This window comes from Streptomyces sp. NPDC093544 (assembly GCF_040683495.1).
GTDB lineage: Bacteria > Actinomycetota > Actinomycetes > Streptomycetales > Streptomycetaceae > Streptomyces.
Map to the genome: position 1 here is coordinate 20,467 of NZ_JBFBEA010000052.1, position 11,801 is coordinate 32,267.

Sequence of the window (11,801 nt, forward strand, 5' to 3'; positions counted from 1 at the left end):
CTGCCCTCCCCTCAAGTGGTCGGTGAATGGCGGCGTGCGGGGCCGGCGGGCGGGGCGGTGCGGCCGCCCCGCACGCGGGCAGCCGCCAGGGCCGCCCTTCTGCCTGCCGGCCGCCGGGGGATGTTCTAGCGGGTCTGGTAGATGCGTTTGTGGCCGCTGATGCCGGCCAGCCGGAACGGGCCGGTGGTCTGCTCCGGGGTGGCGTGGTCGCCGCCGTCGGTGGGGAACTTCCACTCGTGCAGCTCGCGGTAGCCGGCGTAGTCGACCGGTGTGCGCCGGTCGATCGCCTCATGGTTGGCCTTCGTGCGCAGGTGCTCGCGGTAGCCGGCGACCACGGTCCCGGCGAAGAACTCGGCGACGCTGCCGGAGCCGTAGCTGAGGAAGGCGACGGGCCGGCCGGTCAGGTCGTCCGCCTGGTCGAGCAGTGCGGCCAGGCCCAGGTAGACGGAGGCGGTGTAGCTGTTGCCGATCACGGTGTTGTAGGCGGTGGTCTGTCCCACCGCGCGGGTGATGTCGCCGGTGTCGGTGTCGTAGCCGCAGTAGTTGAGCAGGTGGCGGTGGGCCTTGTAGGCCATCTTGGTGAACGGCTGGTGGTAGCAGAACGCGGCGAATTCCTTGAGGGTGCGGCCGTCCTGTTCCGCGTAGTCCTTCCAGGTGCCTTCCACCGCCTGCAGGTAGGCGCCGATGGACTCCTGCCCGTCGACCAGGGCGGCGTCGCGGTAGTTGGGCCGCCAGAAGTCCATGACGTCGGCGGTGAACAGGCCGGAGGGATCCTCGATGCGTACCAGCGCGGGGTCGGTGGCGACCAGCATGGCCACCGCCGCCGCTCCCTGGGTGGCCTCGCCGGGGCTCTCCAGTTCGTACTTGGAGACGTCGCTCGCGATCACCAGGACCTGCTGGGCCGGGTCGCGCCGTACCAGGCCGATGGCGAACTGCAGGGCGGCGGTGGCGCCGTAGCAGGCCTGTTTCAGTTCGACGACGCGGGTGGCCGACCCCAGTCCGATCAGTGAATGGACGTACACGCCGGCTGCTTTCGCCTGGTCGATCGAGGACTCCGTGGCGAAGACGACCGTACGGATCCGGTCGGTGCCGTGCCGGGCGATGATCGGCGCGGCCGCTGCGGCGGCGAGGGTCACGATGTCCTCGTCGGCGGCGGGCACGCTCATCGATTCCTGGCCGATGCCGACGTGGTATTTGCCGATCTCGGTGCCGTTGTGGTCGGCCAGTGCCGTGTGCGGCAGGACGAACTCGCCTGTCGCGAACGACAGGTCGTGGATTCCGATGGATATGGACATGCCTCAGACACCAACCTTTGCGGTCTTGTTGTCGCGTTCCAGCTGGACGTGCGCGCGCATGAGTTCACCCGGGTTGGTCTGCGCGGCGAGCAGGGAGAGCTCACCGCACAGCACGGTGGCCGCGGCGAGGACGGCGAGCCGGCGGGCGTTCTCGCCGGGTTCGCGGTCGGCCTTGCAGCCGAGCCGGGTCAGGTTCGTCTCCACGAAGCCCAGGCCCTTGCCGTTGCCGACGGAGCCGACGATCAGGTTGGGCAGCGTGCAGGCGAAGTAGAGGTCGCCGTCGCGGTCCTCGGCCATGACGACGCCCTGCGAGCCTTCGATGATGTTGGCCGCGTCCTGGCCGGTCGCCAGGTAGAACGCGAGCAGCATGTTCGCGTAGTGGGCGTTCGCCGAGCGGATGCCGCCGGCGAGGAGGGTCCCCAGGAGGTTCTTGCGGATGTTCAGCTCGACGACCTTCGCGGCCGTCGTGTGCAGGACGCCGGACACCACCTCACGCGGTACGAGGAGTTCGGTGACGACGTTCTTGCCGCGCCCCAGGATGCCGTTGATGGCGGTGGCCTTCTTGTCCGTGCAGTAGTTGCCGGAGATCGACCCGTAGGAGATGCCCGGGACGGTCTGCAGCAGGTGCGCCAGGAGTGCGTCGGAGGCGAGGGTTGCCATGTTGTGGCCGGAGGCGTCGCCGGTGGAGAACTCGAAGCGGATGAACAGCAGGTGGGCGTTGATCTCGTGCCGGATGCCGATCAGCTCGGCGAACCGGCTGCAGCCGCGCACCACTTCGCGCAGTTCCTCGATGCGCGCCTGGACGGTCCGCGCGGCGGTGAGCGCGGTCAGTGCGTCGGTCGCCTCCACGAGCACCGAGCGCGTCATCCGCTCGTCGACGAGAGTGGCGACGATGCCCTTCTCCGCCAGCCGGGAGACCTTCGCACCGCGGCCCACCGAGGGCCACAGCGGCGACTCGTAGGTGGCCAGCGGTACATGGGTCTCGGTGGTGGCGACGTTCCCCGAGATGCGCAGGGGGCCCACCCACCTCATGGGGATCTGGGCGATCGCGTGGGCTTCGGTCATCGTGTGCTTCCCGTCATCTCGTGGAGGGCGTCGGTGGAGCTGGAGCGCTGGGCGAGCCGCCGGGTGTCGATGCCCCGGTCGGTGCAGAAGGACCGCAGGGGGCCGTGGATCAGCAGATCGCAGCGTGTGAGGTCGGCGGGGGTGCGGGCGCCGAGCATGGTCTGCAGGGCCGTCAGCTGGTCGAGCCAGGCGGAGATCTGTGTGACCAGCGCCTGCACGCCGCCCTCCAGCAGGGTGCGCAGGAATCCCCCCGAGGAGCCGACCGCGGCGGCGCCCAGGGCCAGGGCGCGGGCGACGTCGAGCGGGGTGCGGACGCCGCCGGAGGCCAGCAGGGGGAAGCCGGTGTCCTGCGCGTCCAGCAGGCAGGCGGCCGTGGACTGCCCCCAGTCGTGCAGGTAGGCGTAGTCGGCGCGTTCACGCCGGCCGTTCTCGATGCGGGCGAAGTCCGTGCCGCCCCGGCCGCTGACGTCGGCGACCGCCACGCCCAGGCCGGGCAGCGCCAGGACCGTCTGCCGGCTCAGCCCGTTGCCGACCTCCTTGACGATCACGGGGACGTCGACGGCCGCCGCGATGCGCTCGATCTGCGGCGCCCAGGACGCGAAGGACCGGTCGCCCTCCGGCATGGGCGTTTCCTGCGCCGTGTTGAGATGGATCTGCAGGGCGTTGGCCCGGATCAGGTCGATCGCGCGTCGTGCGTTGTCGACCGACGCCGTCGCGTTGACGTTCGCCATGACGAACCCGTCCGGGTTCTCCTCGCGCAGCACACCGAAGGTGTCCGCGCACGAGGGGTCCTTGAAGTAGGCGTGCATGGAGCCCGACGCGAGGGCGAGACCGGTCTCGCGGGCGGCGATGGCCAGATCCCGGTTGATGCCACCGGTCTTGACGCTGCCGCCGGTCATCGCGTTGATGTAGAGCGGCGCCTGCCAGCTGATGCCGGCGAAGACCGTCGCCAAAGACACCTCCGGCCGGTCGATGCCGGCCAGGGCGTGGTGGACGAACGACACCTCGTCGAACTGGTTGCGTCCGCTGTGCGCGTGCTGCTGCTCCATGGCGAGCCGGACGTGGTCGTCCTTGCGCTGAGCGCTGCTCATTTCTCGGTCCCTTCCAGGGCGGGAGCGACGGGCAGGGGCAGCACCCCGGCCGCGGCCCACCGTCGCCGTACGTGTGCGATGTCGTGCCGGGCACCGGCGTCCAGCAGGGCGATGCCGCAGTCGCCGCCGCCCGCCCCGGAGGGTTTGGCCGCGCCGCCGGCGGCCTCGGCGACGTCGCACAGCGCCGTCAGCTCGGGTGTGAAGATGCCGAGGCCGACCTCGTCGTCCAGGCGGGCCAGTTCCTGGCGGGCCCGCCGGATCTGGTGCAGCAGGCCCTGGCCGTCACCGGCCTCAAGCGCGGTGACCGCGGCGCGGACGATGTCGGTGGTGGTTTCCACGAACTTCTGGTGCGAGGGGCTGCCCCGCCAGGTCCGCCGGTGCAGGCCGGCCACCAGGGACGCGGTGGAGGCCGGGTTTCCGGTCCAGCCGACCTCCAGGCAAAGGCCGTTCGGCGGCGGCAGCCGGCGCACCGCGAAACCCGGCCAGGGGGTGCGCAGTGCCTCCTGGATGCCGTGGCGGCGGGCCAGGTTGAGGACGAAGGCCCGGTCGGGCGCCTGATAGGCGATCCAGCCGCCCCAGGTGCCGGCGGCGAGATCACCGCCGGAGCCCTTGGCGTCGAGGCGGGCCGACGCGAGCAGGGCGAGACGGAACCGGGCCTCACGCGACAGCCGCAGTCCGCAGTACGACGCCACCGCGGCGACCGTCGCCACGGTCACCGCGCCGCTGGAGCCCAGGCCGTACTTCCTGCCGTTCTCGTGCAGCATGCTGGTGACCGACACGTTCAACGGGGGCACGGGCAGGCCGCGTTCGGCCAGCAGGGCGCCCACGGTCTCCACCGCGGCCACCACATGGGCTGCCCCGGTGCCGCCCCCGGTCAGCCGGCCGTCCTGCCACTGCCGGTGCACCGCCCGGGCGGCGAGGTCGGAGGAGATCAGCACACCGGCCACCTCGCCGGCGGACACGGTGACGGTGAGATACCGGTCGACCGCCACCAGGACCGCCGGGTTTCCGGGCTCGACCACCGCGTACTCGCCGGCGACGAACAGCTTGCCCGGCGCCCGGGCGACGACGCTCCGGCGGGAGGTCATCGTCCGTCCCGGGCCAGCAGACGGGCGCCTGGGCCCGGCCCGGCGATGTGCACCGAGCCGCCCGGGACGGCGCCGCGCACGGCCGCGGCCACCCGCCCGGCATCCGTGCGCCGGCACAGCACCTTGACGTTCGGACCGGCGTCCATGGTCGCGTAGGCCCCGATGCCGTCCCGCCTGAGCTGCAGCACACTGTCCAGGACGGTGAGGGAGGCCGGCGCCAGATACCGCACGGCGGGGCGCGCCGCCAGCATCGTCGCGTGCATGCCGAGCGCGTTGCGCTCCGCGACCTCCCCGACGGCGTCCAGGTCACCGCGCCGCAGCGCGGCCCGCATGTCGGCCAGGTCGTCCGTGCTGGACCGGGCCCACGGCTCGTACAGCGGCGACGTGTCGAGGGTCCGGCGCATCGCCTCACGGCTGGACACCGCCTTGGGGCCCGCGTCCAGGACCGCGATGACCAGCGCCGGGTCGAGTCCGGCGGTGTGCACCGGTTCGGCGTACGAACTCAGGTCCGCCTGTGCGGCCGTGCCGCCGCTGTGGCCCGCATGCCAGAGGGCGAAGGCGCCGAAGACCGACCGCGACGCGGACCCCGATCCGCGCCGGGCCAGCCGGGAGAGCGCGGTGGCGTCCTGTTCGAGCCCGTACGCGGCGGCGGCGGCGACGGCGAGGGCGGCGAACCCGCTGGCGGAGGAGGCGAGTCCGGCCCCGGTGGGGACGGTGTTCTCGGTGTCCACGACGGCCCGGTGGGCTGTTCCCGACCGCTCCCGCACCAGCTCCAGGAACGCGATGACGCGCCGCTTGGCCTCACCCGTCGCGGGCCGGCCGTTGAGCGTGACCCTGTCGTGCTCCGCCGCGGGGGCGAGGCGGACGCGGGTGGTCGTGGGGAAGATGTCCAGGGTCATCGACAGGCTGTCGGTCCGGGGCAGGAACAGCTCCTCGTCCCGCTTGCCCCAGTACTTGACCAACGCGATGTTCGGGTGCGCGACGGCGGTGGCGGCTGGCCCGCCCGGCACGTGCGGTCCTGCAGGCTGTTCAGTGCGCATGGCGGGGGAGCCTCCTCAGCGGTACGGCCCACGTCTGGACGGCGCCCGCGTCGTGCAAGTGGCGGGCGACCTCCCTGGCCTGCTCGGGCTGGGTGAGCGCGAGGACGCAGCCGCCCAGGCCACCCCCGGTGATCTTGGCCCCGAGGCTGCCCGCCCGGAGCGCGGCCTGGACCATCGCGTCGATCCCCGCGGTGCTGAGGCCGGCCGCCCGGAGCAGTTCGTGATAGCCGGTGAGCCGTGCGCCGAACTCCGCCGCTTCGCCCTCCGCCAGGGCCTGCCGGGCCTCTTCGGTGAGCTGCGTGGCGCGGCGCAGGAACCGCTCCCGCACTCCCGCCCCGCGCCCGAACCCGGCACGCAGCAGTGCGACCGCTTCCTTGGTGCTGCCCGCGGTGCCGCTGTCCGCGATGAGGAACAAGCCGTCGCAGCCGACGGCCAGTTCCTGTGCCCTGCCCGCATGGAACAGCAGCGGGGCCCGCGCGCCGACGGCCATGGCGTCGACGCCGCTGGCCCGGCCGTGCGTCATGTTCTCGGCCGTCTGCACCAGGTCGAACACCGTGCTGTCGGCCAGTTCACGGCCGAAGAGGTCGGCCAGGGCGAGAACGATCGCCCGCGAGTTCGCGGCGCTGGAGCCGAGCCCGCGGCCGGGCGGGACGGCACCGTCGAGGATCACGTCCAGGTGCGGCCTGCCCGGCACGCCCATGCGCTCCATGAAGGCCGCGGCCAGTTGCTGCAGACCCTCGGAGGCCTGCGTCACCACCGCCCGGGAGGCGGAACCGGTCATGGTGAACGACAAGCCGCCCTGGGCGCCGCCGGTGTGGGAAGACCATCCGGCGCTCGCCGTGGCCGTGAGCTGCTCGATCGGCAGAGCGAGCGCCGGAGCCCCGTACACGACCGCGTGCTCGCCCAGCAGGATGGCCTTGGCATGGGCGCGACCGATGCCGACCGAGCGAGCCCGATGGTTTTCAAAAACCCCCTCCACTGAGGCCGGTAGAGTCAACGCACTCAGCTCCCCTTGTCGTTTCCGTATGCGAGACGGTGTCTTCGAATGCTGTGGAACAGCAGAAAAAAATGCGGGCGGGAATCCCCGGACGTCACCGGGTGGCGGACCGGCGCCGTACAGCGATTTGTGCGAGTTCGTCGATGTCGAACTCGGAGCGGCAGTTCGGTGCGCCGTAGCGGGTGATTTTTCCGCGGCTCACCCACTTGCGGATCGTCGCTTCGGAGACCCCCACGGCGAGTGCGGCCACATTCGTGGGAACAAGCCGGTGGTGCGGTGGTTTCCTCATGCGCCGGCATCCGTTCGCTGCCGCTCCATGAGCTGCCGCAGCGCCAGCCATTCGTGCGTTTCCCATGAATGCCCTGCCGAGCACTCGATGCTTCCGTTGCCCGGCTTCCCGGAGTTCCCCGGCCCGGCGCTGATCGTCCCGCCGCAGTGGTCCACGACGCATCGCCGGATCAGCCGGTGAAGACCGCCGGGGTCGGGGTCTATCGTGCCGCGCACGTCGGCGACCAGGCTTGCTGTCTCGCGTGCGAAGTCGCCGGCCGGAGGCTGGCGGGCGAGCCACTGCAGATGCTGTGCCAGAAACCGGGCCAGCTGCGGAACGGAGCGGGCCGGTGCGGTGACGCCGAGCTTTTCCACCACGACGTCCGACCAGGACTCCAGAGTGGCGAGGATGTTGTACCGGGCATCGAGCACCGAGATGTTCAGGTGATCCTGTCTGCGGCTTCCCGACACCCGGGTGGGATTGGTCCGCCGGCGGGCCGGCGACACATGGTGCAGACACTCCTGGTGAAGAGCGGGCAGTGCGCGCAGATTGCGTTCCGCCTGGCTGATGCAGGCGGCGCAGAGAACGAACCCGGTGACGGCGTGGCTCTCACCGGTGTGATTTCCGGGGCACGGGTGAACCATCGGCGGATCTCCTTCATGAGGCGGCTCGCCCTCCGCAACCGGTGATACTTCGCAGGGGTGTTCCGTATCGGCTGCGGCATTTGCTGCCGGACCGGTTGTCCCGGGTGAAGACCACTGCACGACGAGCGCCGGCAGCCGAATGGCCGGGTCGGTCCGGTGACGCTTTTCCACGAACGTAACCACCGGTTCTGGAGTCCCGATACAGCCCCGTTCGCGGCCCGGCGGAGGTCACCTGCCCGCCGCCCGACCGACCGTCGGTCCGCCCGCCCGCCGCCCGTCCGCCCGTCGGTCCGCCCGTCGGTCCGCCCGTCGGTCCGCCCGTCCGGCCGCCGCCGGACTCCGGCCGCCGATTCCCGTAGCCGGTCCTCGAGCCGATCTCCATCCGGGGCCGAGCGGTGGTTGAGCGCCTGCCCCGACGGTGGCGGAGGAAGGAGGCGCTGTGGACGGTACGCATGGAGGCGAACGCTCAGTGAGCGTCGGACTCACCGCAGGGCCGCCGGTGACGGCGGCCGATGAGTATGCCCTGTACGACCCGATTACATTCGGCGATCCGGACATCCGGGGATCCGCCCAGCCCAACGGGGGCGAAACGGCGGCACATCTGGAGGTCTGCCTCGTCGGCGCCGGACCGCGCGGCCTTTCCGTACTGGAACGGCTCTGCGCGCAGGAACGGAAGTCGCCCCGCTGGGACACCGTCACCGTGCACGTCGTCGACCCGGACCCGCCGGGCTCGGGACGGGTGTGGCGCCCCACACAGTCCCGGCACCTGCTGATGAACACCGTGTCCTGCCAGGTCACGGTCTACACCGACGCCAGCGTCCGCATCGACGGACCGCTGGAGGAGGGACCGAGCCTGTACGAGTGGGCCAAGGCCCTGGTCTCGCACACCCTGGAGACCGCACCCCAGGCCGGCTACGACGGCCAGATCCTCGCCGAGGCACGCCGCCTGGGCCCCGACTCCTACCCCACCCGCGCCCTCTACGGCTGCTATCTGACCTGGGCGTTCCAGCGGGTCCTCGCCAACGCCGCCGCACACGTGACGGTGCGCACCCACCCCGTACGGGCCGTCGCCCTCCACGACGACGGTGCCACGGGCGGACAGCCGGCAGCGCAGACCGTCGTCCTGGAGGACGGCACCCGGCTGACCGGCCTGTCCGCGGTCGTCCTCGCACAGGGCCATGTACCGGCCCAGCTCTCCGGCACCGAAAGGGAACTGACCCGGTACGCCGGACGCAACGGGCTGACCTACCTGCCCCCGTCCAACCCGGCCGACGCGGACCTGTCGGGCATCCGGCCCGGCGAGCACGTGCTGCTGCGCGGACTCGGGCTCAACTTCTTCGACTACCTGGCCCTGTTCACCCACGGCAGGGGCGGCGTCTTCACCCGCGCCGCCGGCCGCCTGCGCTACCGGCCCTCGGGCCGCGAACCGCGCCTGTACGCCGGCTCCCGGCGCGGCGTGCCCTACCAGGCACGCGGCGAGAACGAGAAGGGCGCCCACGGCCGCTACTACCCCCGGCTCCTGACCGCCGGCTACATCGCGGCGCTGCGCGCCCAGGCCCCCGACCGCGGAGCCATCGACTTCGCCGCCGACCTGTGGCCACTCGTCTCCAAGGAGGTGTGCAGCGTCCACTACGCGACCCTGCTCGCGGCACGCGGTGAACTCCCCGCCCGCATCGAGGAGTTCACCGAGGCCTACCTGGAAGCCGAACCGGGACCGGAGGAGGACGTGCTCCTGGAGGCGGCCGGCATCCACGCCGCCGAGCGCTGGGACTGGAAGCGCGTCCAGCGCCCCTACGGCGACCGTGTCTTCCCAGACCAGGCCGCCTTCCGCGGCTGGCTGCGCGGCCACCTCGACGACGACGTCCGCCTGGCCCGCCAGGGCAACGTCAGCGGACCGGTCAAGGCCGCCCTCGACGTCCTGCGGGACCTGCGCAACGAGCTGCGGCTCGCCGTCGACCACGCCGGCCTGACCGCCGCGTCCCACCGCGACGACCTCGACGGCTGGTACACACCGCTCAACGCCTATCTGTCCATCGGCCCCCCGGCGTCCCGCATCGAGGAGATGGCCGCCCTCATCGACGCGGGCATCCTCGAGGTGACCGGGCCCGGCCTGCGCGTCGACGCCGACCCGCACGACCCGCTCGGCCCCTGCTTCACCGCCACGTCCAGCGCGATACCGGACGTGCGGGTGCGGGCCACCGTCCTCATCGAGGCCCGCCTGCCCGAGATCGACCTCAAGCGCACCGCGGACCCGCTGATGAACCAGCTGCTGCGCACCGGGCAGTGCCACCCCTACCGCATTCCCGCCGCCGGCACCCCCGGCGGCGGTACCGGCCATGAGACAGGCGGCCTCGCCGTGACCGAACGTCCCTACCACGTGATCGACGTCCGGGGCCTGCCGCATCCGCGGCGCTTCGCCTACGGGGTGCCCACCGAGTCCGTGCACTGGGTGACCGCCGCCGGCATCAGGCCCGGCGTCGGCTCGGTCACCCTCGAGGACTCCGACGCCATCGCGGCGGCGGTCCTCGCCCTGCCCGAACTGCCCTGTCCCGTAGCGCAGTCGGACACTGAGGGCGAGGTCGAGCGCATGACCTCCGTGCACGCAGCCGCATCCGCATCCTCATCCTCATCCGCCACCACCCTGTCCGCCCACCTGGACGCGGGGCTGCTCTCCCCGGTCCGGGCGGGCACCCCCGTCGAGGCCGCCGTCGGCGACAGCGCCTGGCTGCAGGCGATGCTCGACGCGGAGGCGGCCCTGGCCCGCGCCCAGGCCCGCTGCGGCACGGTCCCCGCACAGGCGGCCGCGGCCATCACCGCCGCCGCCCGCGCGGACCTGCTCGACGTACGCGAACTGGCGCTGGCCGCGCGGGAGACCGCGAACCCGGTCGTGGGCCTGGTCAAGGCGCTGACCGCGGTGGTCGCGGAACGCTCCCCCCAGGCCGCCGAGTACGTGCACCGCGGCTCGACCAGCCAGGACGTCTTCGACACCGGCGCGATGCTGGTGGCCCAGCGCGCGCTGCGCCTGATCGTCGCCGATCTGCGGGCCGTGGCCCAGGCGCTGGCCGGCCTCGCCGCCACGCACCGGGACACCGTGATGGCGGGCCGCACCCTTGCCCTGCACGCCGTGCCCACCACCTTCGGGCTCAAGGCGGCCGGGTGGCGCGGACTCGTCCTGGACGCCGTCGAGCGCCTGGAGCGGGTCGCCGACGGCGGACTCCCGGTGGCGCTCGGCGGCGCGGCCGGCACCCTGGCCGGCTATCTGCAGTACGCGGGCCGGGACGCGGACCCCGCGGCCCTGCTCGACGGACTCAGCGCCGCGTTCGCCGACGAGACGGGCCTGGCCGCCCCCCTGCTGCCCTGGCACGCCCTGCGCACCCCCGTCGCCGACCTGGGGGCCGCGCTCGCCCACACCACCGGCGCCCTCGGCAAGATCGCCGCGGATGTGCTGGTCCTCACCCGTACCGAGGTCGCCGAGGTGGCCGAGGGCGCGGTCGCCGGGCGGGGCGCCTCCTCGGCGATGCCGCACAAGCGCAACCCCGTGCTCGCCACCCTGATCCGCTCCGCCGCCCTCCAAGTGCCCGCGCTGGCCACCGTACTGATGCAGTGTCTGCCCACCGAGGACGAGCGCTCGGCCGGCATGTGGCACGCGGAGTGGCAGCCGCTGCGCGAGGCCCTGCGGCTCACCGGCGGCGCCGCGCACACGGCCGTCGAACTCGCCCGGGGACTCACCGTCGACCCGGAACGGATGCGCGCCAACCTCCGGGCGACCGGCGGACAGCTCGTCTCCGAGCGGGTCTCGGCCGTCCTGGCACCGCGCATCGGCAAGACGGCCGCCAGGGAACTGCTGGCGCAGGCCTCGCTGCTCGCCTCCCGCACGGGCCTGCCGCTGGCCGACGTACTGGCCGAACTCCCGCAGCTGGCCGGCGTGCTGAGCCGCGAGGAGGCGGCCGGCCTGCTCGACCCGGCCACCTACACGGGCGTCGCCGGCCCACTGGTGGACCGGGCACTCACCCCACCGGGGCACGCGCAGCCCCCGGCGTCCTGAGCCTGATCCCCAGGGTCCGGGCCTGCCCGGCGGCGGTTGCCGGCCCTGACTGTGGTTCCGCTACTCGACCAGGCACCTCATCGGCTCGGCCTGGCTCGCAGTCGTCACCGTCGGGGAACCCGAGGCGGTCCGGGCCCGGCACCCAGGCCCCGCCGGCCCCGGGTGCCGGGGGAGGGGGTGCCCCTATGACTTTGGTCAAGGGGTGATCGGGGTTGGTGGTTGGTAGAAAGTGCCGTCGCGGAGCATCGCGAAGAGCACGTCGGCTCGC

9 protein-coding genes and 2 pseudogenes are annotated in these 11,801 nt (G+C 72.6%); 3 read left to right on the forward strand and 8 right to left on the reverse strand.

What is annotated here, in order from left to right:
* Positions 1-125 precede the first annotated feature (125 nt).
* From AB0N66_RS41130 to AB0N66_RS41165, 8 genes are all read right to left on the reverse strand, one after another.
* Positions 126-1,295 carry a hydroxymethylglutaryl-CoA synthase gene (locus AB0N66_RS41130; protein ID WP_365445661.1) on the reverse strand — a complete coding sequence of 390 codons (1,170 nt, stop codon included), beginning with the start codon at positions 1,293-1,295 and terminating at the stop codon, positions 126-128.
* A 3-nt stretch (positions 1,296-1,298) separates the two neighbouring features.
* Positions 1,299-2,360 (reverse strand): hydroxymethylglutaryl-CoA reductase, encoded by a 1,062-nt coding sequence (locus AB0N66_RS41135; protein WP_365445664.1) that lies wholly within the window; start codon positions 2,358-2,360, stop codon positions 1,299-1,301.
* On the reverse strand, positions 2,357-3,451 hold the full coding sequence (fni, locus tag AB0N66_RS41140; protein ID WP_365445667.1) for a type 2 isopentenyl-diphosphate Delta-isomerase: 1,095 nt from the start codon (positions 3,449-3,451) through the stop codon (positions 2,357-2,359). Before fni ends, AB0N66_RS41135 begins: the two co-directional genes overlap by 4 nt.
* On the reverse strand, positions 3,448-4,539 hold the full coding sequence (locus tag AB0N66_RS41145) for a phosphomevalonate kinase (RefSeq protein WP_365445670.1): 1,092 nt from the start codon (positions 4,537-4,539) through the stop codon (positions 3,448-3,450). Before AB0N66_RS41145 ends, fni begins: the two co-directional genes overlap by 4 nt.
* Complete coding sequence (gene mvaD / locus AB0N66_RS41150; RefSeq protein WP_365445673.1) at positions 4,536-5,579, reverse strand: diphosphomevalonate decarboxylase; 1,044 nt, start codon at positions 5,577-5,579, stop codon at positions 4,536-4,538. The genes AB0N66_RS41145 and mvaD overlap by 4 nt, the downstream gene beginning before the upstream one ends.
* Complete coding sequence (gene mvk, locus AB0N66_RS41155; RefSeq protein WP_365445676.1) at positions 5,569-6,576, reverse strand: mevalonate kinase; 1,008 nt, start codon at positions 6,574-6,576, stop codon at positions 5,569-5,571. The genes mvaD and mvk overlap by 11 nt, the downstream gene beginning before the upstream one ends.
* Positions 6,577-6,670: 94 nt before the next feature.
* Complete coding sequence (locus AB0N66_RS41160; RefSeq protein WP_365445679.1) at positions 6,671-6,865, reverse strand: hypothetical protein; 195 nt, start codon at positions 6,863-6,865, stop codon at positions 6,671-6,673.
* The gene (locus tag AB0N66_RS41165) at positions 6,862-7,659 is read right to left on the reverse strand and encodes a hypothetical protein (protein WP_365445682.1); all 798 of its coding nucleotides are present in this window, start codon (positions 7,657-7,659) and stop codon (positions 6,862-6,864) included. The genes AB0N66_RS41160 and AB0N66_RS41165 overlap by 4 nt, the downstream gene beginning before the upstream one ends.
* A 385-nt stretch (positions 7,660-8,044) precedes the next feature.
* Here AB0N66_RS41165 and AB0N66_RS41170 point away from each other — a divergent pair.
* The 3 genes and pseudogenes from AB0N66_RS41170 to AB0N66_RS41180 form a co-directional block, all read left to right on the forward strand.
* Positions 8,045-10,021: pseudogene (locus tag AB0N66_RS41170) on the forward strand (FAD/NAD(P)-binding protein); the annotation flags it as partial.
* A 165-nt stretch (positions 10,022-10,186) separates the two neighbouring features.
* Positions 10,187-11,203, forward strand: a pseudogene (pcaB, locus tag AB0N66_RS41175) (3-carboxy-cis,cis-muconate cycloisomerase); the annotation flags it as partial.
* A 30-nt stretch (positions 11,204-11,233) separates the two neighbouring features.
* A complete protein-coding gene (locus AB0N66_RS41180; RefSeq protein WP_365445687.1) occupies positions 11,234-11,533 on the forward strand; it encodes a hypothetical protein in 300 nt (99 codons plus the stop codon).
* The last annotated feature ends 268 nt before the right edge of the window (positions 11,534-11,801 follow it).

Excerpts from the sequence above, each read along its gene's own strand:
- AB0N66_RS41145 (WP_365445670.1), bottom strand. The coding sequence starts at position 4,539 with ATGACCTCCCGCCGGAGCGTCGTCGCCCGGGCGCCGGGCAAGCTGTTC.
- fni (WP_365445667.1), bottom strand. The coding sequence starts at position 3,451 with ATGAGCAGCGCTCAGCGCAAGGACGACCACGTCCGGCTCGCCATGGAG.
- AB0N66_RS41180 (WP_365445687.1), top strand. The coding sequence starts at position 11,234 with ATGCGCGCCAACCTCCGGGCGACCGGCGGACAGCTCGTCTCCGAGCGG.
- AB0N66_RS41135 (WP_365445664.1), bottom strand. The coding sequence starts at position 2,360 with ATGACCGAAGCCCACGCGATCGCCCAGATCCCCATGAGGTGGGTGGGC.
- AB0N66_RS41130 (WP_365445661.1), bottom strand. The coding sequence starts at position 1,295 with ATGTCCATATCCATCGGAATCCACGACCTGTCGTTCGCGACAGGCGAG.
- AB0N66_RS41160 (WP_365445679.1), bottom strand. The coding sequence starts at position 6,865 with ATGAGGAAACCACCGCACCACCGGCTTGTTCCCACGAATGTGGCCGCA.
- mvaD (WP_365445673.1), bottom strand. The coding sequence starts at position 5,579 with ATGCGCACTGAACAGCCTGCAGGACCGCACGTGCCGGGCGGGCCAGCC.